The sequence below is a fragment of the Cupriavidus sp. GW821-FHT02F09 genome (genome assembly GCF_059421605.1).
In genome coordinates, this window is the sequence record NZ_JBWKVH010000009.1 from 15,314 (window position 1) to 38,908 (window position 23,595).

Consider the following 23,595-nt stretch of genomic DNA (forward strand, 5'->3'; position numbering starts at 1 on the left):
CCGCTGTTATCAAAGCGCAGAGGGTTGTCCATGCAAGCAGGTGAGTCCGCGCCGGGCCGCGCGTTCCTGGCGGTCGAGCAGGTAGGCAAGCGTTTCGGAGGGGCGGGAGGGTTCCAGGCGCTGGACGGCGTTTCGCTGTCGGTGGCGCAGGGGGAACTGCTGTGCCTGCTGGGCCCTTCGGGTTGCGGCAAGACCACTTTGCTGCGCATCATCGCGGGGCTGGAGCGCGAGGACACGGGCCGTATCCACGCCGGCGGGCGCGAGCTGACAGGCTTGCCACCGCAGGCGCGCGACTACGGCATCCTGTTCCAGTCCTATGCGCTGTTTCCCAATCTGCCGGTGGCCCAGAACGTGGCCTACGGCTTGCAGGGCCGGGGCATGGGACGTGCGCATCGCGAAGCCCGCGTCGCGGAAATGCTGTCGCTGGTAGGCCTGGCGGGCAGCGAGCGCAAGTTCCCCGGCCAGCTCTCGGGCGGCCAGCAGCAGCGCGTGGCACTGGCGCGCGCGCTGGCGCCGGCACCGTCGCTGCTGCTGCTCGATGAGCCGATGTCGGCACTCGATGCGAGGGTGCGCGAGCATCTGAGGCTGGAGTTGCGCCAGTTGCAGCGGCGCTTGAACGTCACTACCGTCATGGTCACGCACGACCAGGATGAAGCCATGGCGATGGCGGACCGCATCGCCGTGATGGAGGGCGGGCGCATCGCGCAGGTCGGCACGCCCGGCGAGATCTACGAGCGCCCGGCCTCGGCCTTCGTGGCCGAATTCATCGGTCAGGCCAACTGGCTGGATGGCCGGCTCAGCGGGCGCGATACCTTCAGCGTGGGCGAGCTCGACCTGGCCGTGTCCCCGGCCCGCGCCGGCGAGGTGGCCGAAGGCGCAGCCCGGCTGTGCTGCCGCCCGGAAGCCATCCGGCTGCACCCCGTGGAAGGCGAGCCCAACCGCCTGCTGGCGCGCATTGTCGACCAGACCTATCTGGGCAGCCGCTATCGCCTGATGCTGGAGGCCGACCGCCTGCCGGGCCACACGCTGTTTGCCGACGTACTGCGCGAGGAGCGCCACCTGCTGCCGGCGCCGGGCAGCCACAAGTTCTGGGTGTCGCTGCCCAGCCAGGCGCTGCAGGTGTTCGCATGACGCGCGCATTGCCCGTGGCCGGGGCGAAGGCCGATCGCGATGCCACTGTCAGGCGCGGGCGTGGCGCCGGCAGCGCGGCGGACCGCATCGCGCATGCCGCGCCCGCTGCGATGAAGTGGCTCTGGCTTGCCGGGCTGGCCGTGGCGCTGGTACTGCCGCTGCTGGCGCTGTTTGGCCAGGCATGGTTCGATGAAGCCGGGCGCTGGGCCTTGCCTGCGCGCGTGGCCGAGATGGTCGCCAACGCGAATTTCCTGCCGCTGCTGGGCCGCAGCGTGGCCGTCTCGCTGACCGTGGCCGCGCTGGTGGTGCCGCTGGCCTTTGGCTTTGCCTACGCGCTGCAACGCTCCCGTATCGCGTTCAAGCCGCTCTGGCGGGGCATTGCGCTGCTGCCGCTGTTCGCCCCTTCGCTGCTGCCGGGCATCGCGCTGGTTTACCTGTTCGGCAACCAGGGCGTCTTCAAGGGGGCATTCGGCGCAGGCGGCATCTATGGTTTCTGGGGCATCGTGCTGGGCGAGGCCTTCTATACGTTTCCCCATGCGCTGATGGTGCTGATGGCCGCGCTCTCGCTGGCCGACGCGCGCCTGTACGAGGCCGCGCGCGCCATGGGGGCCTCCGCCTGGCGCACCTTCCTCACGGTGACGCTTCCGGGTGCGCGGCACGGCCTGTTTGGCGCGGCGTGCCTGGTGTTTACGCTGGTGGTGACGGATTTCGGCGTGCCCAAGGTGGTGGGCGGCGGCTATCCGGTGCTGGCGCTGGAAGCCTACAAGGCCGTGGTGGGGCAACAGCAGTTCGCGCGCGGCGCGCTGATCGGCATGCTGCTGCTGTTGCCGGCGCTGCTGACGTTCGGCGTGGACATCGCCATGCAGCGCCGGCAACGCGCGCAGATGTCGAGCCGTGCCCAGGTCTATGTGCCGGGCCGCGACGGGCTGCGCGACACGTGTTGCACGCTGGTGGTGACGGTGATCGGCGCCGCCTTGCTGATCATGCTGGCGGCGGCGGTGGGCGCTTCGCTGGTCAAGCTGTGGCCGTACAACCTGCAGCTCACGCTGGCGCATTACGACTTCGACAATATGGATGGCGGCGGCTGGCTGGCCTACCGCAACAGCTTGCGCCTGGCCGCGCTGAGCGCACTGGCCGGCACGCTGGCGATCTTCTTCGGCGCGTGGCTGACCGAGCGCACGCGCGGGCCGGCGTGGTTGCATGGCGTGCTGCGCGCCGGCTTTGTGTTGCCGATGGCGGTGCCCGGGCTGGTACTCGGGCTGGGCTATGTGTTCTTCTTCAACGCGCCCTCCAATCCGCTGCACGGGCTCTACGGCACCATGACGCTGCTGGTGATCTGCAACGTGGCCCACTTCTACACCACCGGCCACCTTACCGCCGCCGCCGCGCTGCGCCAGCTCGATGCCGAGTTCGAGGCCGCCGCGCTGTCGCTGGGCGTGGCGCCGCTGGTCACCTGCTGGCGGGTGACGGTGCCGATCTGCCTGCCCGCGCTGATCGATATCTTCCGCTACCTGTTTGTCTCGGCCATGACCACGGTATCCGCGGTGATCTTCCTCTATAGCCCCGATACCGTGCTGGCCGCGATCTCGGTGCTGAACATGGATGATGCCGGCGACACCGCGCCAGCCGCGGCCATGTCCACGCTGATCCTGCTGACCTCGGCGCTGGCCTGCCTGCTGCTGATGGGCGCCGCGCGCGGCTGGCTGCGCCGCACGCAAGCCTGGCGCGCGCCGGCGCCTTGATTTGCCGTCGCTAACCAGCGCCGGCGCCGCGATACGCATTTCACGACCCGAACTTCACGACACGCCTTCCACCAAGGAGAAACCATGACTCACCTGTTCCGCACCGCCACCGCCGTGGCCGCCTTCGCGCTGCTGGCCGGCGCCGCCCATGCCAATACCGTGCTGACGGTTTACACCGCGCTGGAGGCCGACCAGATCGCCGCCTACAAGGCCGCGTTCGAGAAGGCCAACCCGGACATCGAGATCAAGTGGGTGCGCGATTCCACCGGCATCGTGACCGCCAAGCTGCTGGCCGAGAAGGCCGCGCCGCGCGCCGACGCGGTGTGGGGCCTGGCCGGTTCCAGCCTCGCCATCCTCGACAAGGAAGGCATGCTGCAGCCGTACGCGCCGAAGAACCTGGCGGCGGTGGACGCGCAATACCGCAGCGCCGCCAATCCGCCGGCATGGGTTGGCATGGACGTATGGGGCGCGGCAATCTGCTTTAACACCATCGAGGCGCAAAAGCAGGGCTTGCCCAAGCCCACGTCGTGGGCCGACCTGGCCAAGCCGGTATACGCGGGCAAGATCGTCATGCCGCATCCTGCGTCGTCGGGCACCGGCTACCTGGACGTGAGCGCCTGGCTGCAGATGATGGGCGAGCAAAAGGGCTGGTCCTACATGGACGCCCTGCACAAGAACATCGGCCTGTATACGCACTCCGGCTCCAAGCCCTGCAAGATGGCGGCGCAAGGCGAGTTCCCGATCGGCATCGCGTTTGAATACCGTGCGATGAAGTCCAAGAAGGAAGGCGCGCCGATCGACATCGTGCTGCCGTCCGAAGGGCTGGGCTGGGACATCGAGGCCACCGCGATCATCAAGGGCACCAAGAACCTGGATGCGGCGCGCAAGCTGGCCGACTTCTCCGCTTCGTCCGACGCCATGGCGCTGTACGAGAAGAACTTCGCGGTGCTGGCCATCCCGGGCATCGCCAAGCCGGATCCGCTGCTGCCGGCCGACTACGAGAAGCGCCTGATCAAGAATGACTTCACGTGGGCCAGCGCCAACCGGGACCGCATTCTCGCCGAGTGGAGCAAGCGCTACGAAGGCAAGGCCGAGAAGAAGTAAATCAGTAAAGAAGCAAAGAAGTAAAACCTGGCGATCAGCGTCAGCCGGTAAGCCCGGGCAAGCGGTGCGCAATCCAGCGCGTACGGCTTGCCCGGGCGCTTTCATTGATGCAAAGCATGGTGGTCCACGCAGAAACGGGTACGTTATTCGTCGCATGACGAGTTGCGGCAAAACGACCCCGTTTGGACGTTTTGGGTGGGCAGCGTGCGGGGGGATTGTGAGGAGAGGCGAGGGCGTGAGTGTGGACTCACGCTGCCCCGGCGCGAGCGCCGCCGGGGCGCTGCGCAAAAGCGGCCAAGCCTGGCCGCCCGTGCTGGCAATCAACCGTGGGACGCTTCCGAGGGATCGTTGCGCGAGTGCAGCCGGCGATACAAGTCGTCAACATGGCTGCGGCTGCTGCGCAGCTCTTCCCGGCCACGTTCCGTGATCAGGTAGACACGCCCGATGCCGTCACGCAGGACGCTTTCCATGTAGCCTTCCATCTGCAAGGCGCGCAGCAAGGGACGGACGGTGCCAATATCCACCTGGAACCCGTACTCCATCAGCATCTCGGCGAGCATGGCCACGGTGGCCGGCACCTCGACGGCAAATTGGAGGACGTAAATGCGGGCTAGCAAGCCAAGGAACTGTCGTTTCATGACGCTGCAAACGCGTCATCTCCCATTGCGGTTGACGTTGATTTATAGTTGTGAACCGTGCGCCGCAAAAAAAAGAAGCCGCCACGTAAGTGGCGGCTTGTCGGGAATGCGTCGGAGGGGTCAATTAACTCTGGCGCAGATCAGATTTTAAAATAACTAAACACGACTTGTCACGCAACTCATGTGACTGCCCCCTCGTCAGTAGGGTGTCAGTGTGGCGATTCCTCCAAAAAGCGCATTAAAACGCACTTTTCAGCGGTAATCTGGGACAGGGAGATGTCCGAAACCAGCTTGCGGCCACACTGGCACCGGGGTTTAATCCGGGCACGCCATCCTCGTTTTCTCTCCCCACCATGAAACCCACCGACCTGATCCGCCTGCTCAGCCTTGCCGCCATCTGGGGCGCCAGTTTCCTGTTCCTGCGGATCAGCGCGCCGGTGCTTGGTCCCCTGACCGCCGCCTTTCTGCGGGTACTGATCGGGGCGCTGACGCTCGTGGCCTGCCTGGCGATGATGCGCGTGCGCTGGAACATGCGCGGCAAGTGGCGGCAGGTCATGGTGCTGGGCGTGATCAACTCCGGCATCCCATTCGCCATGTACTCGTTCGCCGCGCTGTGGCTACCGGCCGGCTACTCCGCCGTGTTCAACGCCATGACGCCGCTGATGGGCGTGTTGATCGGCGCGCTGTGCTTTAGCGAGCGCCTGACGCTGGCCAAGGCCGGCGGCGTCGTCCTCGGCGTTGCCGGTGTCGCGGTGCTGACCCGCACCGGGCCGGTAGCGTTCTCGCCCCAGGTGCTGCTCGGCGCCGCCGCCTGCCTGGTGGCGACCGCATGCTACGGTCTGGCGGGCTTCCTCGCGCGGCGCTGGATCACCGCGCAGGGCGGTCTGGACGCGCGCCTGGTGGCAACGGGCAGCATGGTTGGCGCCACCCTGTTCCTGCTGCCGTTCAGCGCGGTTGCACTGATGCGCGAAAACACGCTGCCGGCCGCCGGCCCAGGCGTTTGGATGGCGATGCTGGGGGTGGGGATGCTTTGCACGGCGATTGCGTACATCCTGTACTACCGGCTGATTGCCGACCTGGGCCCGGTTCGCTCGCTGACCGTGACCTTCCTGATCCCGCCGTTCGGCATCGTCTGGGGCGCCATCTTCCTTGGCGAGCAATTGTCGTGGGCACACGCCGCCGGCGGGGCGCTGATCGGGATGGCCGTCTGGCTGGTGCTGCGGCCCGCGGCCCCGGCTGCCAGCGCGAATGTGGTGGCGCCGGGGCCGGGCCGGCCCTGACGGCGAAAGGCTCGGCCATCCCGCTCATCTAGCCCATCTCGCGCTACCTGTGCTCCCCGCGCTTAGCGGAACCGGTAGGTCACGGCCCCCATGGTGGTCCATTGCTGGCGCCGCTCGGTGATCGGGCTGCTGGCCGCATCGCCCTGCAGCCGGGCAAAGGTCACGGAGGCCAGCGCGGACCAGTTGCGCGAGATCTCGTAGGTGACGATGCCATTCGCATGCCACTCGCGCAGGCCAGCACCCACGGCATGCGTCTGCAGGCCGGAACGCGCGCTTTGCTCCGCCGTGACGCCGAAGAACGTCTGCATGTACTTGCTGTTGGTCCAGGTCACCCCTGGCCCCAATGTGAATAGCCACTTACCGGCTGGCAGGCTGAACAGCACATCGCCATTCGCAATCAAGCCCTGGCCCTGGCCAGCGATATCCTGCGCCACATCCGCCGAGAACGTTACGAACGACACCTGCGCCTGCGCGAATGCGCGCGCCCGCATGGTCATGTTGACGTCGCCCAGGCCCCTGAGCCGGCTGTCATTCTTGCTTTTGCGCCAGGTCGGGTCGAACTGGAAGTCGGCGCCGATCTGCCAGATATCGTTGTTGACCGCGTAGACCCCTAGCAGGTCGAAGCCGCGCGAGAAGAAGCGGCCGCCGTAGTCGATGTCCTGGTAGATGATCGGATAAACAAGCGTGCTGCGGGAGCCGGGGAAATCCGGCGCGGCGTACACGCCCGGGCCGGCCGAGATCTTCCAGTTACTGGTGGGCGCGGTGGTGGCCGGCGCGTCAGGCGCTGCCCAGGTGGCTGTGGCGCCCAGGGTGAGGGCTAGAGCCAGAAGTGCGCGGCGGGGCGCGAAGGGGATGGGCATTTGGACGCGGAGCGGGTTTGAGTGGGGCCGCGCTGCGCGCGGGGGCTAGCGGGGGATTTTAACTGGAGGGGGAGGGGGTGGGGGGATTTGGCAGGGTGGAAAACGCTCACCCATGTGCCTGCACTCAAGTGCCACCTGCTTGTGTGAACTGTGCCGGGGGCTCAAGCCAGGCTCAAGCCCGGTTCGCCCATGTTCATCCGCTCCACATTGAAGCGCTCCCTGACCATCACGACTACCCGGCGTGCCAGTGGCAAGCTCCGCATCGCTTCTTCGTCGCTCGTCCCGGGGAAATCGACCTCCGCGCTCCAGTTGCACCCGGTGTGGTCCGGCCGGTGCACGCACACGGCGTGCAGCTGGCAGCCCTGGCAGCCGGGTTGCGCATGCAGGCAATCGTTCAGCAGGCGCTTGAGTTCGGTCAGGGGCTTGGTCTGGCGATCCATGATGGACTCCGGTTGCGCACCCGTGCCCGCGACGGGCGGAGACGGGCGAGGCCGTGGTTCCGACAATGGGGGGCGGTGGAACGAGGGCCGTATCAGTTGATGGATTTGTCGGCTCGGCATCCAGGGCAAAGGCCGTATAGCACCAGCATGTGCTCGCGCAGCACGAAGGCATTGGCGCTTGCCACTTCGCGCTGGCGGATTTCGATGGCTTCGTCGCGGAATTCTTCCACGCGGCCGCAGGCCACGCAGATCAGGTGGTCGTGGTGGCCACCTTCGTTGAGTTCGAACACTGCGTGATCGGCTTCGAAGCTGTGGCGCAGCAGGATGTTGGCCTGCACCAGCTGGTTGAGCACGCGGTAGATCGTCGACAAGCCGGCATCGACTTCCTGTGCCAGCAGGATGCGGTAGACGTCTTCGGCGCTGAGGTGGCGCCGTGGGCTGGCACGGAAAACTTCCAGCACGCGAACGCGCGGTGACGTTGCCTTGAGTCCGGCACGCTTGAGGTCAATGGGTTCGGTACTGTTGGGAGGCATCAGCATGCTGCGGCTTAGCGCCCGCACGGGGCGCATCAATCGGAAATGAAGGTGTCTGGGCCGGCTGCGCCATCACGCGCATTGGGCGGACGTTCGCGATTCCAACCGTAGGCGTGCAGCGGGCGGCGTCCTGCAAGGAAGGCCGCCCGCTGCTGCGAGCCGTGGCGCACGGCTCGCGGAATAAAAAAATGGCTTGGCTTGTCGGCCGAAGAGGCGATCGGGAAAGCGGGGTCTGGTTGCTTTCCCGATCCTCCGGTGACTGGCTACTGCCAAACGCTCCGCGGTACGGAGCGGTCCCCACAAAAGACGGTGATGGATGCCGCGTTGCGACATCTCAAAATTCTTGTTGCCGCGGACTTGCCGCTGGCCTTGCTGTGTTCTGGTGCCTGGCGCCAGGCCAAGCTTGTCTTGCTTCCTTGCTCGCCTGCGTCAGTCAGTGAGGCCATAGTAAATGGGAATTAATCTCATTACAAGGAAAATTTTCAACTTATTTCGGAAGGGCTTTGCGGATGGCGCGGCCACCAGTTGCGTGCAAGCGCGGGAGGAAACGCAGGGAGGAGCGCGGAAAAAGAAAACGTGCGCCGGGCAAGCGGGGAAAGTCCCCGGCGCACGCGAAGCGCGCAGTCAAGCGCGCGATGGCGGCGCCCGGCATGCCGAGCCCGGGGCGCCGCTGGTTACCGCCCTATGCGGATCTCACGCGCCCGCCAGCCGGAACGTGCCAACGGCGCGGTGCAGCGCATCGGCCTGGTCTTCGAGGGAGGCGGCCGCGGCGGCTGCCTGCTCCACCAGCGCGGCGTTCTGCTGCGCCATCTGGTCCATCTGCGTCACGGCCTGGTTGACCTGCTCGATGCCGCCGGTCTGCTCTTCGGTGGCGGCGCGCATCTCGCCCATCAGGTCGGTCACGCGCTTGACCGCTTCCACGATCTCGTCCATCGCTTGCCCGGCGGTTTCCACCAGCGCCGAGCCATCATCCACCCGCTGCGCGGAGTTGCCGATCAAGGCCTTGATCTCCTTGGCGGCGGTAGCGCTGCGCTGCGCCAGGCTGCGTACCTCGCCGGCCACCACCGCGAAGCCGCGGCCCTGGTCGCCCGCGCGGGCGGCTTCCACCGCCGCGTTGAGCGCCAGGATATTGGTCTGGAAGGCGATGCCTTCGATTACGCCGATGATGTCGACCACCTTGCCCGAGGCGGCCTTGATCTCGCCCATGGTGTTCACCACCTTGCCCACGATGACGCCGCCGCGCACCGCGATCTCCGATGCGCCCTCGGCCAGGCGGCTGGCCTGGCGCGCGTTGTCGGCGCTCTGGCGCACGGTGCCGGTGAGCTGCTCCATGCTGGCCGCCGTTTGCTCCAGCGACGCCGCTTGCTCTTCGCTGCGGCGCGACAGGTCGGCGTTGCCGGTGGCGATCTCCCTGGCCGCTCCGGCGATCGAATCCGCCGAGCCGCGGATGCTGCCGATGGCGCCGGTCAGGCGGGTTTGCATCTGCTGCATGGCGAACAGCACGCTGTGGTTGTCACCGGGCGCGGTGTGCACTTCGCTGGCCAGGTCGCCTTCGGCGATGCGCGCGGCGATGCGTGAAGTCAGCGCCGGCTCTCCGCCCAGCTGTTTATGCAGGCCGTTGGCGATGCGCAGCACCACCACAGTCATCACCGTGCCGATGCCCAGCAGCAAGGCCAGCGACTTGAGCAGCGCCTGGCGGAACGCCGCGTCGATATCGTCCAGGTAGACCCCGGCGATGAAGTTCCAGTCCCACGGCTTGAAGTTCGCCACGTAGCTCAGCTTGGGCTGCGGCGCCTCGGCGCCAGGCTTGGCCCACAGGTACTGCACGTAACCCTGTCCCGCGCCTTTGCCGATCGCGGCAATATCGCGGAACAGATAAGTGCCCTTCGGGTCCTTGGTGTCTTCCATGTTCTTGCCGTTCATCTCCGGTTTGAACGGATGCATCACCACAACCGCGTTGGAATGCATCAGGGTGAAGTAGCCGTCCTCGCCAAAGCGGATGGCGCGCACGCGCTCCAGGGCCTGCTGCTTGGCCTCTTCCATCGGCATCTTGCCGCTGCGCCCCAGTGCCTCGTACGACTGGACCATGGACAGCGCGGTTTCGGTGACGTGCGCCAGGTCGAGCTTTCTCTCCGCCAGGCGCAGCTCGCGCATCTGCCAGGCGTCCCATAGCGTCAGCCCGAGCAGGCAGACCCAGCTCAGCAGCAATGGCAACAGCAATTTTTTCCTCAGGCTCAGGCGCTCCAGCATTCTCTCTCCCCTTTTTCTAGCTATGGATTTACGGCACTGCTGAGGCGATAACGGCGGCCCGGAGGACAAACTTGACGACCGCTCGCTAGGGGATTTCCTCAGGTGCAGCAAGGCTCGCAGGGGAATTTGGCAGTGGCATGCACGCAACCGCACAAATGATCTTTTGGCTGCGGATGACGCTGCACTTTAAGGGGCGTTCCGAGTGTGGAGCGTGTAATGGAACGTAATGCCTGATCGCCAGCGCAAGCATTGCGATTTCAAATGAGAACCATTATCTTTTCGCTTTGCTTGCCTGGGCCGTCACCTGGCATGGGGCGCGGCACCTTCGCGCGGACGCGGCAAGCTGACCAGTGAGGCACCGGAGCAGCAGGTTGCCGGGCGCCGGAAGATCAACAGACATGACTGAAACATCGCTAGCGGCAGGCCAGCAGCGCCGGGCATTCTGGCTCAAACACCTGCATCAGTGGCACTGGATCAGTTCGGCAATGTGCCTGATCGGCATGCTGCTATTTGCCGTCACCGGCTTCACGCTCAACCACGCTGGCCAGATCGAGGCTCGCCCGCAAGTGGTCACACGCACGGCGAGCGCGCCGGCCAGCCTCACGGCGGCCTTGCGCCGGGCCACGCACGCAGACAAGGGCCCGGTGCCAGCGGCGCTGGCCAACTGGCTGTCGCAGGAACTCGATATCAACGCCCATGGCCGTGAAGCCGAGTGGCAGGCCGATGAGATCTATGTCGCATTGCCGCGCCCGGGTGGCGACGCCTGGGTCAGCGTGGCACTGGACAGCGGCGATGTGCAGTACGAGAAGACCACGCGGGGCTGGATCTCCTACCTGAACGACCTGCACAAGGGCCGCAACACCGGCCGCGCATGGAGCCTGTTCCTGGATGTGTTCGCCGCAGCCTGCCTGATCTTCAGCGTGACCGGCTTGTTCCTGCTCAAGCTGCACGCCGGAGGCCGCATGGCGACCTGGCCGCTGGTCGGGCTGGGCGTGGTGGTGCCGCTGCTGCTGGCGCTGCTGTTCATCCACTAACGATCACTAGCGATTACTAACGATCACCTGATCCCATTTACCGTTCAAAGACGAGGTCCCGTTATGCGCCGATTGCTTACCGTCACCCTTACCGGCCTGGCCGCGGCTCCATTCGCCAGCCCGGCCGTGGCGGCCGAAATGAACGTCAAGGTAGAGATCCCGCGCCTGAACGTCGCGGAATACCACCGGCCCTATGTCTCGATGTGGATCGAGCGCGCCGACCAGAGCCCGGCCGCCACGCTGGCCGTCTGGTATGACGTCAAGCACAAGGACGGCGAAGGCACCAAGTGGCTCAAGGACATGCGCCAGTGGTGGCGCAAGGCCGGGCGCGACATGCAGATGCCCGCCGACGGCATCTCCGGCGCCACGCGCGCGGCCGGAGAGCACACGCTCACTTTCACGGATGCCAAGGCGCCGCTGGGCAAGCTGCCCGCCGGCGAGTATCAGCTCGTCGTGGAAGCCGCCCGCGAGGTCGGCGGCCGCGAACTGCTGCGCGTGCCCTTTGCCTGGCCGCCGAAGGCAGCCGCTTCGGCCAAGGCCAAGGGCGAGCATGAGCTTGGCGGCGTCTCGGTCGACCTGAAGCCCTGAAGCCCTGAGCCCCGAACCCCGAACTGATCAACCAGCCCCGCATTCAATAGCAAGAGGAATAGGAGCATGACGATGAAGACCTTCGCCACCAAACTGTCCGTCCAGGCCGCCGCGCTGGCCCTGGCCGCGCTGATGCCGCTGGCCGCCCACGCACACCGCCAGTGGCTGCTGCCGTCGGCGACCGTGCTGTCGGGCAGCGACCCGTGGGTGACCGTCGACGCCGCCGTGTCGAACGACCTGTTCTACTTCGAGCACGTGCCGCTGCGCCTCGATAACCTCGCCGTGACCGCGCCGGACGGCGCCGCGGCCAAGGTCGAGAACGCCAGCACCGGCCGCTATCGCAGCACCTTCGACGTGCACCTGACTCAGCCCGGCACCTACAAGGTGGCCATGGTCAACCACGGCCTGTTTGCCAGCTACAAGGTGGACGGCCAGGCCAAGCGCTGGCGCGGTTCGCCCGAAGCCTTCGCCAAGGAGGTGCCGGCCGGCGCGCAGGACCTGCAGGTGACGCAGGCCGACAGCCGCCTGGAAGCCTTCGTGACGGCGGGCAAGCCCACCGCCAAGGTGCTGCAGACCACTGGCCGGGGCCTGGAGCTGGCGCCCGTGACCCACCCGAACGACCTGGTCGCCGGCGACGCCGCCAGCTTCCGCCTGTTGCTGGACGGCAAGCCCGCCGCCAACGTCAAGGTAGCCGTGGTGCCGGGCGGTATCCGCTATCGCGACCAGTTGCAGGAAATGGCGTTCACCACCGACGCCGACGGCAAGTTCAGCGTCAAGTGGCCGGCCCCGGGCATGTACTGGCTGGAAGCCGAGGTGCGCGACGACAAGGTTGCCGTCAAGGAAGCCAAGACGCGCCGCGCCAGCTATGCGGCCACGGTGGAAGTGCTGCCGCAGTAAGCGCAATGCCACGCCGGCAGGCGGCGGGGCGTGAGTCCCGTCGCCTGCGCAAGCCCTAAGCCCCCAGCGGGCTTTTTGTGTTTTCGTCATTTCCGTCTCCTGTCCGTCTCCCGTCCGTCTCCCGTCCGTCTCATATGCAGCGTGTCCTGGTTCCCCTTTCGCTTGGTGCCGTTCCGCCCGTGCCTGCCGCGGCGTCACGCCTGTGCTGGCGGCAAGGCGAGACCATGGGCACCACATGGTCGGTGGCGTGGGCCGCATCGCCCGTGGCAGTCGATCAAGACACGCTCGACGCCGGCATCCGCGCCGTGCTGGCCGAGGTCGTCGCGCAGATGAGCAACTGGGACGAAGCCTCGGACGTGAGCCGCTTCAACCGCGCCGCGGCCGGCAGCTGGCAGGTGCTGCCAGCCGACTGCTTCACCGTGCTGAAGGCGGCGCTGCAAGTGGCGCGCGACAGTGGCGGCGCCTTTGACCCCAGCGCGGGGCCGCTGGTCGACCTGTGGGGCTTCGGCCCGGCGCCGCAGCGTGCCCAAGCGCCCGCGCTGGCGGCGCTGGAGCAGGCGCGCGCGCAATGCGCATGGCAGCGCATCGCCATCGACGAGGCCGGTAGCCGCGTGCAGCAGCCCGGCGGCATCCGGCTGGATTTCTGTGCCATCGCCAAGGGCTTTGGCGTGGATGCGGTGTCGCGCTACCTGAGCGGGCAGGGCATCGACAACCACCTGGTGGAAATCGGCGGCGAGCTGCGCGGCCATGGCGTCAAGCCCGACGGCATGCCGTGGTGGGTCGCGCTGGAAACGCCGCCGGGCGGTGGCGCGGCGGGGCACGAGACGCTGGTCGCGCTGCATGGCTTGTCGGTGGCCACCTCGGGCGACTACCGGCGTTACTTCGATAGTGGCGGTCGCCGCTATGCGCACACGCTGGACCCGCGCACGGGCTACCCGGCCAGCCACGCGCTGGCCTCCGTCACGGTGCTGCACCCGCAATGCATGATGGCCGATGCGCTGTCCACCGCGCTGACCGTGCTGGGCCCCGAGGCGGGCATGGTATTCGCCCGCCGCCATGCGCTGGCCGCGCGCTTCCTGATCCGCCGCAGCGACGGCTTCGACGAACGCTTGTCGCCGGCCTTCGAGGCCATGCTGTCATGACCACGCCTGATACCGCCTCCTCCCTGCCTATGGACCCGCCGGCCGCGGCTAGCTCGCGCCGGCAGGGCCACGAAGGCCATGCCGGCAATTCCCGCAAGCGCTTCCGCGTCATCGACGCCGTGATCCTGCTGGGCGCGCTGGCTGGCGTGGCCGGCACCGCTCTGGGCTTTCTCGCACCCAGCCGCGCGGGCATGGCCGCCGGCGTGGTAATAGCCTATGCCGGGTTCTGTGCCGCCGTGATCGGCCGGCATCGCCGGCGGCGTCCGCGCGCCGGCCAGCTATCGGAAGCCAAGGACGGCGCCACGGTCGTGGCCTACGCGAGCCAGAGCGGCTTTGCCGAGCAGCTTGCGCTGCAGACCGCGCAGGCGCTGCAGGATGCCGGCGTGCCCGCGCAGTTGCTATCGTTCGACCAGCTGGTGGCCGGGCGTCTTGCCCATTGCCGTCAGGCGCTGTTCGTGGTCAGTACCACGGGCGAGGGCGATGCGCCAGACAGCGCCTCGGGCTTTGCACGCCGCCTGACGGCCGCCGCCGGCGCAGGTGGCCTGCGCGCGCTGCGCTACGGCATCCTCGCGCTTGGCGACCGCAGCTACGCGAACTACTGCGCCTTCGGCCACGCGCTGTCGGCATGGATGCAGCGCCAGCATGCGCAGGCGCTCTTCGACATGGTGGAAGTGGACAATGGCGATGCCGGGGCCCTGCGCCACTGGCAGAACCATCTCAGCGCACTCGCCGGCGGCGCCGAAATCGCCGACTGGGAAATGCCCCGCTACGCCGACTGGCGCCTGCACGAGCGCAGACTGCTCAATCCGGGCAGCCCGGGCGCACCAGCCTTCCACCTTGCGCTGGTGCCGGCCACAGTGGGCGGGGGCGCGCCGTCGTGGCAGGCCGGCGACATCGCCGAGATCGGCCCGCGTCTTGCGCCGTCCGAAGTGGCGCGTGTGCTGGCAAAGCTCTCGCTGGACGGCGACACCGCCGTGCGCTGCGATGGCGCATCCACCACGCTGGCGCAGGCGCTCGCCATGCGCATCGTCCTGCCCGATCCGCATCTTGCCGCACTGGCCGGCGTCACGCCGCAACGGCTGGTGGATACGCTGCCGCTGTTGCCGCACCGCGAGTATTCGATTGCCTCGCTGCCGGGCGACGGGCAACTGGATTTGCTGGTGCGCCAGACGCGCCATGACGATGGCCGGCTCGGCCTGGCATCCGGCTGGCTCACCGCGCATGCGGAGCCAGGCGCGGGCATCGCCCTGCGCATCCGCACCAATCGCGGCTTTCATCCGCCTGCGGATGATCGCCCGCTGATCCTGATCGGCAACGGCACCGGCCTGGCCGGCCTGCGCGCGCACCTGAAAGCCCGCGCCGCGGCCGGGCATCATCGCAACTGGCTGCTGTTTGGTGAGCGCACCGCGGAGCACGACGCGTTCCACCACTCTGAGCTCACCGCATGGCAGGCCAATGGCGTGCTGCAGCGGCTGGACCTGGTCTACTCGCGCGATGGCGGCTCGCTCCATTACGTGCAGGACGCCGTGCGCGCATCGGCCGACGCATTGCGAGAATGGATCGAAGCCGGCGCGGCCATCTACGTTTGCGGCAGCCTCAAAGGCATGGCCGGTGGCGTCAACGCGGCGCTGTCGGAGGTGCTGGGCGAAGAGGCCCTGCTGCGCCTTGGTGAGCAGGACCGGTATCGGCGCGATGTCTACTGAGCCTGGCTGGAAAGCGATCAGGCTGGCGTAGCGTCCCCTGCCACCTCCATCAGCGCATCCACCACCACCGCCCCGCCCGCACTCACCATCACCGGGTTGAGGTCAATCGAGCGGATCGCACCGTTGGCGTCAAGCATCAGCTGGCCCACGCGCACGGCGATCCGGCATAGCGCCGCCACATCGACAGCCGGCTCGCCGCGCACGCCCGCCAGCAGTGGCGCAATGCGCAGGCCGGCCACGGCGCGCGCCACCGCGGCCTCGCTGCACGGCGCCAGCAGCACGGCCGTGTCGCGCAGCACCTCCACATATTTGCCGCCGTCTCCCACCAGCACCACCGGCCCGAACACCGGGTCCCAGTGCGCGCCCACCATGCATTCGCGCTGGCCGCGTTCCATGCGCGCCACCACCACGCCCTCGCAGGCCGCGCCGAGCTTGTCCAGGATGTCGGTCTGCGTGAGGAAGGCCTGCGCCACGGCGTGTTCATCGTTGCAGTTCAACGCGACAAGGCCGTGCTCGCTCTTGTGCGGCACTTGCGGCGAGCTGGCCTTGACTGCGACGGGCCCTTTCAACTCGCGCCACGCCGCGACCGCTTCATCCACGCTCTGGCACAGCTTGTGCGCTACCACCGGGATGCCCGCCAACGCCAGGCGCGCGAGGCTCGCCGCCTCGCTCAGCGTGTGGCCGGTAGCGCTCGACGCAGCGCCTGCTGCATCGCTTGCCGCGGGCCGATGCGCGGCGACGGCCGTGTCTTGCGCGGCCACATCGCGCAGTTGCTGCTGGTGCGTGACCAGTTGCGCGAACGCAGCCAGCGCCTCGGCGCCGCTGGCATAGGTGGGCACGTTGGCCGCGCGGAACGCAGCTGCCACCGGCGCCTGCCAGGCCGCCACGGCAATCGGCTTGCCGGCGCTGTCTGCAAAGCTGGCGGCGTCGCGTGCAAAGCGCGGCAGGTCGTAGCCCATGCCCGCCACCGGGATATCGAGCAGCAGCAGGTCGGCGGCCGGGTCGGCGGCCACCACCGGCAGCACGTCGCCAAACAGCCCGCTGTTGGTCAGCAGCGCGGCGGTGACATCGACCGGGTTTGCGGTTGAGGCGAATCCGGGCAGGCGCTGCGCCAGCGCCGCTTGCGTGGCCTGCGACAGCGGCGCCAGCGCAAGCCCGAGCGGCTCCGCCGCGTCGGCCGCCATCACGCAGCTCGCGCCGGAATTGCTCACCACCACCAGTTGCCGCCCGCTGGCCTGCCAGCCGCGCAGGTAAAGCGGTGCACAGCGCGCCAGCGCGTGCGCATCATCCACGCGGCAGATGCCGTGCCGCGCCAGGAAGGCACCCACCGCGAGGTCTTCATTGGCAATGGCGCCGGTGTGCGACGCTGCCGCGCGCTGGCCCGCGCTGGAGCGGCCCGCCTTGACGGCAACGATGGGCACGCCACGGCGGCGCGCCACCGCGGCGGCTCGCGCAAGCATGGCCGGATCGGTCAGGCTCTCCAGGTACAGCAGGATCAGTTGCACATCGGGATCGTGCGCCACGGCCAGCGCCAGCTCGCTCACTGTGATGTCGGCTTCGTTGCCGGTGGCGTGCATATGGCGCACGCCGATGCCCTGGCCGCGCAGCAGGCCGTAGACCATGGCGCTGACGCCGCCGCTCTGGCTCACCACCGCCACCGGGCCATCCTGCGGCGGCACTTCGATAAACATGGTGGAGAAGCTGGCAATGGTGCCGGTGCCGAAGTTGGCCAGGCCCTGGCTGTTCGGGCCAACCAGGCGCAGCCCCGCGCCGGCGGCAATCCGCACCATCTCGTCCTGCTGGCAGCGGCCTTCCTCGCCGGCTTCGCCGAAGCCCGAGGCGATCACGATCGCGGCCGCCACGCCCAGCCGCGCGCAATCGCGCACCGCCGACACGGCTGCGTCGCCGCCCACCACGATGATGGCCAGCTCCGGCACCTCGGGCAGCGCATCGAGCGAGGCAAAGGCGGGCAGGCCCTGGATGGTGTCGCGCTGCGGGTTCACCGGGAAGAGCTTGCCGGCGTAGCCATGCTCGCGCATGTAGTAGATGGGCCGGCCACCGATCTTGTGGATATGGTCGGAGGCGCCGATCACCGCGATCGAGCGCGGCGCCAGCAAGGCTTGCAAGGTCTGGTTCATGATGAGTGCGATCCGGAATCAAAGGCCGGCATGTCCGGCTTCAGGGAACAGCGTGAATGGCTCAATCGATGGTGGCGCCGGAGGCCTTGACCACCTTGCCCCATTTGTCGATCTCCCGGGTCAGGAACTGCGCCGTGGCGCCAGGCGCCGTCCATTCCGCGGCGAAGCCCTGCGTAGCGAACTTGGCGCGTACATCCTCCTGTTCAAGCACGGTCTTCAGCGCGCTGCTCAAGGTGGCGATCACGGCCTGTGGTGTCGCCGCCGGCGCGAGCAGAGCGTTCCACGCGGTGGCTTCGTAGCCGGGCAGGCCAGCCTGCGCCATGGTGGGCACATCGGGCGCGGCGGGCGAGCGGGCTGCGCCGGTGATCGCCAGCGCGCGCAGCCGGCCCTCGCGCACGAAGGGCATGGCGGAGAGCATGGTGTCGAACATCACTGTGGCCTGCCCGCCCATCACATCGGTGAGCGCGGGCGCGCTGCCTTTGTACGGCACGTGGGTCATGTGCGTGCCCGCCATGCTGTTGAACAGTTCGGCGGCGAGGTGCGTGGACTGGCCGTTGCCGGAGCTGGCAAAGCTGACTTGTCCCGGCTTGGCCTTGGCCAGCGCGATCAGCTCCGCGACATTGGCCGCCGGTGTGGCGGGCGCCGTGACCAGCACCAGCGGGCCGCGCGTCAGCAGCGAGACCGGGGCGAAGTCCTTCTGCGTGTTGTAGCCGGGCTTGGTGAACAGCGTCATGTTGATGGCGTGCGCCGTGGTCGCCACCAGCAGCGTGTAGCCATCCGGCGCGGCCTTCGCGGTGGCCTCGGCACCGATATTTCCGCCCGCGCCGGGCCGGTTCTCGATCACCACGGGCTGCTTGAGCTGCTCCGACAATTTCTGCCCGACCACGCGCGCCACGATGTCGGTGGGGCCGCCGGGCGGGTAAGGCACAACCAGCCGCACCGGACGCGTTGGCCAGTCCTGCGCGCGTGCGCCGGGCGCGGCCAGCAGCACGGCGGTCATTGCCATCGCGCCCACCAGCAAGGCGCGCGCGGGCCGCCGAAGCGGCAAGGTTCGGAGCATGTCGGTCTCCAGGGTGTCGATGTATGTTGCTGTGTCGTGCTGTGTCGTGCTGTGTCGTGCTGCGTCGGGCCATGCGGCTTACTCGCGCTGGAAACGCAGCAGCGTGCGCTCGCCATGGCGCATGAACCCCGCGCGCACGCGCTCGCCGATCGTCACGCCGGGCTCGGCATGCCCCATCACGCGCGGGCCTTCGTCAAGCGTGGCCAGCACCAGCGTGTAAGGCGCCAGCGCGCGGAAATCCTCGGTGGGCGCGCGCGCGACTTCGGTGACGCTGTGCACGGTAGCGCGACCCGTGGCGTCGCGCCACGTCAGCCGCGTGCTGCCGCAAGCGCGGCATGCATGGCGCTGCAGCGGTTGCCACGCGGCGCAGTCCTCGCACGCCTGATAGCGCACCACGCCTGCGTCGAGGCCGGCTTGATAGGGATGGTCATTGCTCATGGCGATGTCCTTGGCGAAGCGGTGGGTATTGCAAGCGTTCCCGCCTCCAGCACCAGGCTGACATGCGAAGACAGCACCCCGCCATCCGCGTGAAACAGCGCGCGCTTGCGCGGCGGCAACTGGCGCGCGCCAGCCTTGCCCGCAAGCTGCCGCGTGGCTTCCGCCAGATGCATCAGCCCGCCGGCCACGCCCGAGTGCCCGAAGGCAAGCAGGCCGCCGTGCGTGTTGAGCGGCAGCGCGCCGTCGCGCGCAAAGTCGCCTGCCGCAAGCCGCTGCGGCGAGCCGCCGCGCGGGGCTATGCCAAGCTCTTCCAGCAGCATGGCCAGCGTGATCGTGAACGAGTCGTAGATTGCCAGGTAGTCGATCTGCCCGATCGTGTTGCCCGCTTGCGCGAGCGCGCGCCGCGCGGCGTCTGCAGCGCCGGTAGCCAGCACGCTGTCGAGCGCGCACAGATGCTGGTGGCGATGTGCCTGCCCCGCGCCCGTGATGCGCACGGGTGTGCCGCCACCCGGCTCGGCGGACACCACCAGCGCCACCGCGCCATCGGAGATCGGGCAGCAGTCCGACAGCCGCAGCGGCGTGGCGATGGGCTTGGCGGCGCGTGCCGCATCCAGCGTGAGCGGCTCACGCAGGTGCGCATCGGGGTGCCCCGCCGCGTGCTCGCGCATCAGCACCGCGAAGCCGCTGAGCGCGTCGGCGTGCATGCCGGTCTCGGCCAGATAGCGCGAGGCCAGCAGCGCGTAGTAAGCCGGCACGGAAGCGCCGTTGGGCACTTCCATGTCCGGCTCGCCAACCTGGGCCAGCGTCTGGATGGACTGGTCACGGCTCTGGCCGGAGAGGCGGTTCTCGCCGGCTACCACCAGCACGTTGCGGCAGCGCCCTGCGCCCACCAGCTCGCGCGCCAGCATGGCCATCACGCCGCCGGTGGCGCCGCCGGAGGCCACGCCGTGCGCGTAGGCCGGATCGAGCGAGGCGTACTCGCAAAAGCGCGTGGCCAGCATCAGGTGCGGCAGCGTGGTGGCGTAGCCGCACAGCACGCCGTCGATGTCGGCGCGGGCCAGGCCCGCGTCGGCCAGCGCGGCGTCGGTGGCCTGCGCCATCAGCGTCAGCGGCGTGCTGCCCTCGACGCGGCCAAAGCGCGTATTGCCCGCGCCGCGCAGGTAAGCTGCGTGTGGCATGTCGTCTCGCTTCACCGTCACCGCTTCACCGTTTCAGCAGCGGGCACTGCGACTTGGCCACCGGCATGAAGGCCTGGTCGCCTGGCACCGTGGCCAGCAGCTTGTAGTAGTCCCATGGGTACTTCGATTCCGCCGGCGTCTTGACCTCGAACAGGTACATGTCGTGAATCATGCGGCCGTCTTCGCGGATACGGCCGTTCTTGGCGAAGAAGTCGTTGATCGGCATCGCCTTCATCTGCTTCATGACGGCAGCGGTTTCGTCGGTGCCCGCGGCCTGGATCGCCTTGAGGTAATGCATCACCGACGAATAGGTGCCGGCCTGGCTCATGTTCGGCATCTTCTTGAGCTTCTCGAAGTACCGGCGCGACCACGCGCGCGTGGCGTCGTTCATGTCCCAGTAGAAGCCCTCGGTCAGCAGCAGCCCGGATGCGGTCTTCAGGCCGATGGCGTGGATGTCGTTGATGTACAGCAGCAGCCCCGCCATGCGCTGGTTGCCACCTTTGGTCAGGCCGAATTCGCTGGCCGCCTTGATGGCGTTGACGGCATCGCCGCCGGCATTGGCCAGGCCCACCACCTGCGCCTTGCTGGCCTGCGCCTGCAGCAGGTAGGAAGCAAAATCGCTGGCGCCGATGGGATGGCGCGCCGCGCCGAGCACCTTGCCGCCGGTCTCGTTGATCACGGCGGTGGCGGACTCCTGCAGCGTGTGGCCGAAGGCGTAGTCGGCGGTCAGGAAGAACCATGTCTTGCCGCCGCGCTGCACTACCGCGCGCGCTGTGGAATTGGCCAGCGCGTAGGTGTCATAGGCGTAATGCACCGAAACCGGCGTGCACAGGTCGTTGGTGATGCGCTCGGTGCCGGGGCCGGAGAACACCACGATCTTGTTCTTCTGCTTGGCGACCTCCAGCACCGCCAGGGCCGGTGCCGAGGCGGCCACGTCCAGGATGGCGTCGACGTGGCCCGTATCGAACCACTCGCGCGCCTTGCTGGCGGCGATGTCGGCCTTGTTCTGGTGATCGGCCACCACCAGCTCGATCTTCTTGCCCAGCACCTTGCCGCCAAAATCGTCGATGGCCATCTGCGCGGCGGTGGCGCTGCCGCGCCCGGTCACGTCGGCGTACAGGCCGCTCATGTCGAGGATCAGGCCGATCTTGACCTCGTCATCGGAAATGCCGGCCTTGGCCGGCTGCGCATTGGCCTGTCCTGCGCCGCACAGCAGCGCGGCGGCGATGGCGAGCGCGCCCAGCGGGCGGCGCAGCAGCGATTGGTTTCGGTTCATGGTGGTCTCCTCCAGCTTTGGTCTTGTTGACTTGCTTTCTTGTGGGTGCCTAGACGGTAGCGATCGGCGTGGTGGGCGAGCCCACCGCGCCCGGCAGCCGCAGCGGCGGCGCGGTCAGCATGAAGCGCGAGCGCTGGTTGGCGCGCAGCCACTGCGCGAGCTCCTTCAGGTACCAGAGTTCGCCCAGCGGCAGGCCGAGCTTGAACAGGCAGTGATGGTGCAGCGGCAGCAGCGGATGATTCGGCTGGTCGGCCGGCGCGGGCCGCGCCGGATAGCGCTCCACCGCGTAGTTGTCGGCGATCAGCGCGGCGATGCCCGCATCGGTGATCCAGTTCAGCAGGCGGTCGTCGCGGCCGTCCAGCGCGCAACAGCTGTGATGCAGCACGGCTTCATCCGGCTCGCGCTGCATCGACAGCACCACTTCGGCAAAGCCCGTGCGCAGCAACAGCATGTCGCCGGGTTCCACCTCCACCCGGTCGGCCTCCAGCACGTGCATCAGGTCGTCGTAGCCCACGTTGCGCAAATCCTGGCCAAACGCATTGGCCAGGTCCACCAGCACGCCGCGCCCCTGCATGCCCTTGACGGCGAAGTTCTCGATGCCGAGCGCGCGCGCCTCGCTGTGGTCGTGGCCGCAGGCGTGCGCGGCAAAATGATCGTCCTCCGCGTAGTCCACCGGGCCCACGATGTGCTCGTTGGCCCGGTAGCCGTTGTAGTAGACCCGCTCCGGGCGGCCATCGCCATCCGCATCGAACAGCGCGCCCACGTGGGCGAGCGAGTCCCACTGCGTGGAGTACTGCAGCGACAGCAGCACCTGGTCGTCGCTGATCACGTCGGTGGCGCTTGGGTCGACCTTGGCCAGCGGGAAGTTCACATAGGGTATGTCGTCGCGGAAGGTGGGGCGCAGCACTGGCGGATGGCGGCGCGGGTTGAGCTTGTTGCCGCCGGGATAATCAAGCGGCAGCGACAGGCAGAACGACAGCCCGGCCTGTATCTCGCGCGCGCCCTTGCGCACCTGCTCTGCGCCGATCAGGTTGACGCGGCCAAGCTGGTCGTCGGGGCCGAAGTCGCCCCAGTTGGAACCTTGCGGTCGTTGCTTCCAGCGCATGCTGTCTGTCTCCGGTTACAGGTCGGTCGTGATGGTTCGCCGCGTCTTGCGCGCAGTCGGGGTCTTGGTCGTTGGCGTGGCGCTGGCCATGGTGGCGTTGCGCCGGCGTGCCGCCGCCGAGTTGGGCGCCGGCGGTGTCCAGGCAGCGCAAACGGTTTCGGCTTCGCGGCGCAGCGCGCGCGCGAGCGCCGGCTCGCGCTCACTGATGCGCTCATTGAGCGCGGCAATGCTGATGGCGCCAAGCGGGTAGCCATCCGGGTCCGGCAGCGCGATGGCGATGCCGCCCATGCGTTCCACCACCACATCCAGCAGCACCGCGTAGCCGCGCGCGCGGGTGGCCTCCACCTCGCGCAGCAGCATCGCCGCGCTGATGCGCGGATAGCGCTTGAGCGCGGGTGCGATGGCGTGCAAGGTGGCTTCCACCTCCGCATCGGGCAGTGCCGCCAGCAGCGCCAGGCTGCCCGCGCCGACCCCAAGCGGGCGCCGGCTGCCCACGTCAAGGTAGTTGGCGCGGATCGGGAAAGTGCCGGGGCGCAGTTCCAGGCAGACGGATTCCCAGCCGCTTGGCACTGACAGGATGGTGGTGTCCTCGAAGGCTTGGGCAAGCCGGATCAGCGCCGGCCGCACGCTGGCGCGCGGGTCGATGCGGCGCACGCTGGCCGCGCGCAGCGCCAGCCATTCGGGGCCCAGCGTGAACGCCTTGGTGTCGGGGTCACGCTCGATAAAGCCTTCGGCCGCCAGCGTGTCCAGCAGGCGCAGCGCCGAGGCCTTGTCGACGCCGGCCGCCACGGCCAGGTCGGTCAGGCGCGTATTGCGCGCGTCCGACAGCACGCGCAGCAGCCTGCAGGCCTTCTGGAGGGAGGTAGTCGGTACCGTCACGCGAGCGCACTCCGGAGTCGGCCGGTTTCGAAGAGTGAAACCGGTTTTGGGGTTATAGGCTTCCACGTGTGCCCCGTCATTCTGCACTGCATCAAAGTTTTGCCTGATGAAATTCATGGAAAGCCGCGCCAGTTGGGTGTTCGCGGCGGTTCCCGGAGCGTGAGCCGGGTTGCAATCCC

Annotated in this window: 21 protein-coding genes; 9 read left to right on the forward strand and 12 right to left on the reverse strand. The window is 68.0% G+C overall.

Annotated features, from left to right (window positions below; genetic code table 11):
- Nucleotides 1-30: 30 nt before the first annotated feature.
- The 3 genes from AC07XB_RS12680 to AC07XB_RS12690 all read left to right on the forward strand — a co-directional run bounded on the left by AC07XB_RS12680 (nucleotide 31) and on the right by AC07XB_RS12690 (nucleotide 3,977).
- Entirely contained in the window at nucleotides 31-1,131 is a 1,101-nt protein-coding gene (locus AC07XB_RS12680) for a putative 2-aminoethylphosphonate ABC transporter ATP-binding protein (protein WP_492371947.1), read from the forward strand.
- Complete coding sequence (locus AC07XB_RS12685; RefSeq protein WP_492811078.1) at nucleotides 1,128-2,873, forward strand: putative 2-aminoethylphosphonate ABC transporter permease subunit; 1,746 nt, start codon at nucleotides 1,128-1,130, stop codon at nucleotides 2,871-2,873. The genes AC07XB_RS12680 and AC07XB_RS12685 overlap by 4 nt, the downstream gene beginning before the upstream one ends.
- A gap of 84 nt (nucleotides 2,874-2,957) precedes the next feature.
- Entirely contained in the window at nucleotides 2,958-3,977 is a 1,020-nt protein-coding gene (locus AC07XB_RS12690) for a putative 2-aminoethylphosphonate ABC transporter substrate-binding protein (protein WP_492371949.1), read from the forward strand.
- Nucleotides 3,978-4,297: 320 nt separating this feature from the next.
- Here AC07XB_RS12690 and AC07XB_RS12695 read toward each other — a convergent pair whose 3' ends face one another.
- Nucleotides 4,298-4,615: a PadR family transcriptional regulator gene (locus AC07XB_RS12695; protein ID WP_150985106.1), complete on the reverse strand. Its 318-nt coding sequence runs from the start codon at nucleotides 4,613-4,615 to the stop codon at nucleotides 4,298-4,300.
- A gap of 353 nt (nucleotides 4,616-4,968) precedes the next feature.
- Here AC07XB_RS12695 and AC07XB_RS12700 point away from each other — a divergent pair, with 353 nt between their 5' ends.
- Nucleotides 4,969-5,895, forward strand: a complete 927-nt coding sequence (locus AC07XB_RS12700) for a DMT family transporter (RefSeq protein WP_492371950.1) — start codon at nucleotides 4,969-4,971, stop codon at nucleotides 5,893-5,895.
- A gap of 62 nt (nucleotides 5,896-5,957) precedes the next feature.
- Here AC07XB_RS12700 and AC07XB_RS12705 read toward each other — a convergent pair whose 3' ends face one another.
- The 4 genes from AC07XB_RS12705 to AC07XB_RS12720 all read right to left on the reverse strand — a co-directional run bounded on the left by AC07XB_RS12705 (nucleotide 5,958) and on the right by AC07XB_RS12720 (nucleotide 9,978).
- Entirely contained in the window at nucleotides 5,958-6,755 is a 798-nt protein-coding gene (locus tag AC07XB_RS12705) for a MipA/OmpV family protein (protein ID WP_492827986.1), read from the reverse strand.
- A 161-nt stretch (nucleotides 6,756-6,916) separates the two neighbouring features.
- Entirely contained in the window at nucleotides 6,917-7,195 is a 279-nt protein-coding gene (locus tag AC07XB_RS12710; protein ID WP_492375640.1) for a hypothetical protein, read from the reverse strand.
- Nucleotides 7,196-7,287: 92 nt separating this feature from the next.
- Entirely contained in the window at nucleotides 7,288-7,734 is a 447-nt protein-coding gene (gene fur, locus AC07XB_RS12715; protein ID WP_492811074.1) for a ferric iron uptake transcriptional regulator, read from the reverse strand.
- A 687-nt stretch (nucleotides 7,735-8,421) separates the two neighbouring features.
- The gene (locus AC07XB_RS12720) at nucleotides 8,422-9,978 is read right to left on the reverse strand and encodes a methyl-accepting chemotaxis protein (RefSeq protein ID WP_492375638.1); all 1,557 of its coding nucleotides are present in this window, start codon (nucleotides 9,976-9,978) and stop codon (nucleotides 8,422-8,424) included.
- 398 nt (nucleotides 9,979-10,376) lie between these two features.
- Between AC07XB_RS12720 and AC07XB_RS12725 the strand changes: the two genes are divergently transcribed.
- The 5 genes from AC07XB_RS12725 (at nucleotide 10,377) to AC07XB_RS12745 (ending at nucleotide 15,342) form a co-directional block, all read left to right on the forward strand.
- The gene (locus tag AC07XB_RS12725) at nucleotides 10,377-11,012 is read left to right on the forward strand and encodes a PepSY-associated TM helix domain-containing protein (protein WP_492375637.1); all 636 of its coding nucleotides are present in this window, start codon (nucleotides 10,377-10,379) and stop codon (nucleotides 11,010-11,012) included.
- A 63-nt stretch (nucleotides 11,013-11,075) separates the two neighbouring features.
- Nucleotides 11,076-11,600 (forward strand): DUF2271 domain-containing protein, encoded by a 525-nt coding sequence (locus AC07XB_RS12730; RefSeq protein WP_150985118.1) that lies wholly within the window; start codon nucleotides 11,076-11,078, stop codon nucleotides 11,598-11,600.
- 72 nt (nucleotides 11,601-11,672) lie between these two features.
- Nucleotides 11,673-12,497, forward strand: coding sequence for a DUF4198 domain-containing protein (locus tag AC07XB_RS12735; RefSeq protein WP_492811179.1), 825 nt, complete (start codon nucleotides 11,673-11,675; stop codon nucleotides 12,495-12,497).
- A gap of 134 nt (nucleotides 12,498-12,631) precedes the next feature.
- A complete protein-coding gene (locus AC07XB_RS12740; protein ID WP_492827984.1) occupies nucleotides 12,632-13,639 on the forward strand; it encodes an FAD:protein FMN transferase in 1,008 nt (335 codons plus the stop codon).
- A 191-nt stretch (nucleotides 13,640-13,830) separates the two neighbouring features.
- Nucleotides 13,831-15,342, forward strand: coding sequence for a sulfite reductase subunit alpha (locus tag AC07XB_RS12745; RefSeq protein WP_492828003.1), 1,512 nt, complete (start codon nucleotides 13,831-13,833; stop codon nucleotides 15,340-15,342).
- Between the two features lie 17 nt (nucleotides 15,343-15,359).
- Here the strand turns inward: AC07XB_RS12745 and AC07XB_RS12750 are convergent, their stop codons facing one another.
- The 7 genes from AC07XB_RS12750 to AC07XB_RS12780 form a co-directional block, all read right to left on the reverse strand.
- On the reverse strand, nucleotides 15,360-17,480 hold the full coding sequence (locus AC07XB_RS12750) for an acetate--CoA ligase family protein (protein WP_492827983.1): 2,121 nt from the start codon (nucleotides 17,478-17,480) through the stop codon (nucleotides 15,360-15,362).
- 61 nt (nucleotides 17,481-17,541) lie between these two features.
- A complete protein-coding gene (locus tag AC07XB_RS12755) occupies nucleotides 17,542-18,540 on the reverse strand; it encodes a tripartite tricarboxylate transporter substrate binding protein (RefSeq protein WP_492827981.1) in 999 nt (332 codons plus the stop codon).
- A 78-nt stretch (nucleotides 18,541-18,618) separates the two neighbouring features.
- Nucleotides 18,619-18,978: a Zn-ribbon domain-containing OB-fold protein gene (locus AC07XB_RS12760; protein WP_492827979.1), complete on the reverse strand. Its 360-nt coding sequence runs from the start codon at nucleotides 18,976-18,978 to the stop codon at nucleotides 18,619-18,621.
- Nucleotides 18,975-20,156 (reverse strand): thiolase family protein, encoded by a 1,182-nt coding sequence (locus AC07XB_RS12765; RefSeq protein WP_492811062.1) that lies wholly within the window; start codon nucleotides 20,154-20,156, stop codon nucleotides 18,975-18,977. Before AC07XB_RS12765 ends, AC07XB_RS12760 begins: the two co-directional genes overlap by 4 nt.
- A gap of 25 nt (nucleotides 20,157-20,181) precedes the next feature.
- Nucleotides 20,182-21,432 (reverse strand): ABC transporter substrate-binding protein, encoded by a 1,251-nt coding sequence (locus AC07XB_RS12770; protein ID WP_492375631.1) that lies wholly within the window; start codon nucleotides 21,430-21,432, stop codon nucleotides 20,182-20,184.
- Nucleotides 21,433-21,481: 49 nt separating this feature from the next.
- Nucleotides 21,482-22,537, reverse strand: coding sequence for a cyclase family protein (locus AC07XB_RS12775; protein ID WP_492375630.1), 1,056 nt, complete (start codon nucleotides 22,535-22,537; stop codon nucleotides 21,482-21,484).
- A gap of 15 nt (nucleotides 22,538-22,552) precedes the next feature.
- The gene (locus AC07XB_RS12780) at nucleotides 22,553-23,416 is read right to left on the reverse strand and encodes an IclR family transcriptional regulator (RefSeq protein ID WP_492375629.1); all 864 of its coding nucleotides are present in this window, start codon (nucleotides 23,414-23,416) and stop codon (nucleotides 22,553-22,555) included.
- Nucleotides 23,417-23,595 lie beyond the last annotated feature (179 nt).